Source organism: Streptomyces olivochromogenes, from assembly GCF_001514115.1.
GTDB lineage: Bacteria > Actinomycetota > Actinomycetes > Streptomycetales > Streptomycetaceae > Streptomyces > Streptomyces olivochromogenes.
Genome location: NZ_KQ948532.1, coordinates 1 through 1175, shown reverse-complemented (window position 1 = coordinate 1175; position 1175 = coordinate 1). Strand labels below are relative to the sequence as shown.

Annotated in this window: 1 protein-coding gene; it reads left to right on the top strand. The window is 67.3% G+C overall.

What is annotated here, in order from left to right; translation table 11 throughout:
• Positions 1–78: 78 nt before the first annotated feature.
• A protein-coding gene (locus tag AQJ27_RS61185; protein WP_425275302.1) for an IS630 family transposase occupies positions 79–1157 on the top strand; the annotation gives its coding sequence in 2 pieces (ribosomal slippage) (positions 79–577 and positions 577–1157; 1080 coding nt in all).
• Positions 1158–1175: the final 18 nt, after the last annotated feature.

Below are 1175 nucleotides of genomic sequence, written 5' to 3'. Positions count from 1 at the left end.
TTACTGGCTTCGGCTCGTTAGGGTGATCTTCTTCGAAGTCCCTGATGGGCCTGGAGTGTTGTCTGTATTCCGTGGTGTATGAGGTATGCGGATGGGGGCGGCCTGACCCCTGTGGGACGTCAGCGCCGGGAGACGGTACGGATGCAGGCGGCGGAGCTGTTCGAGCAGGACATCAAGCCGCCGGAAGTCGCACGGCGCCTGAGGGTGAGCCCGAAGTCGGCCTACCAGTGGCAGCAGATGTGGCGGGACGGTGGCGTGCAGGCTCTGGTCTCTCGTGGCTCGAGTGGATCGCGATGCCGTCTGTCCCCGCGCTGTCTGGAAAAGCTGGCTGCGTACCTCGATGAGGGGCCTGCCGCGCATGGCTGGGTGGAGGACCAGGTGTGGACGGCTGCCCGGGTGGCCACGCTGATCGGCAGGAAGTTCCACGTCTCCTACAGCGTCTCGGGTGCCACGAGGCTGATGCACCGGCTCGGCTTCAGTCCTCAGGTACCCGCGCGGCGGGTGGCCGAGCGCGATGAGCAGGCCGTGACCGTGTGGAAGGAGGCGACCTGGGCCGAGGTAAAAGAGCCCGGGCGGCGTGCGGGGGCTACGTCTGCTTCGAGGACGAGGCGGGCTTCACGCGACGACCGCCCAAAGGACGCACCTGGGGCCGGCGCGGACGCACCCCGCAGGTGACGGTGAGCGGGCGACGCTCGGGCCGCCTGTCGGTGGCCGGACTCATCGCGATGCGGCCCGGCTCCCGCACCCGGCTGTGCCACCGCCTGCGCACCCATCCCGCGGGCAAAGGCAAACGCCGCAGCATAGGCGAACGGGACTTCATCGCGCTGATCGACGGTGTCCACCACCTCGTCAAGGCCCCGATCGTGCTGGTCTGGGACCGGCTGAACACCCATGTCTCCCACGCCATACGTGAGTTGATCGCCGAGCGTGAATGGCTGACGGTATTCCTGCTGCCCGCGTACTCGCCGGACCTGAACCCCGTCGAGTGGGTATGGGCACATGTCAAGCGCAGCCTGGCCAACCTCGCCGTCGTCGCCCTCGACCGGCTCGAAGTCCTCGTACGCAACCGGCTCAAACGCCTCCAGTACCGGCCCGACACTCTTGACGGCTTCATAGCAGGCACCGGCCTGACCCTCGACGACCCAGCGCCACCCTGATACGCCGAAGTCAGTAAC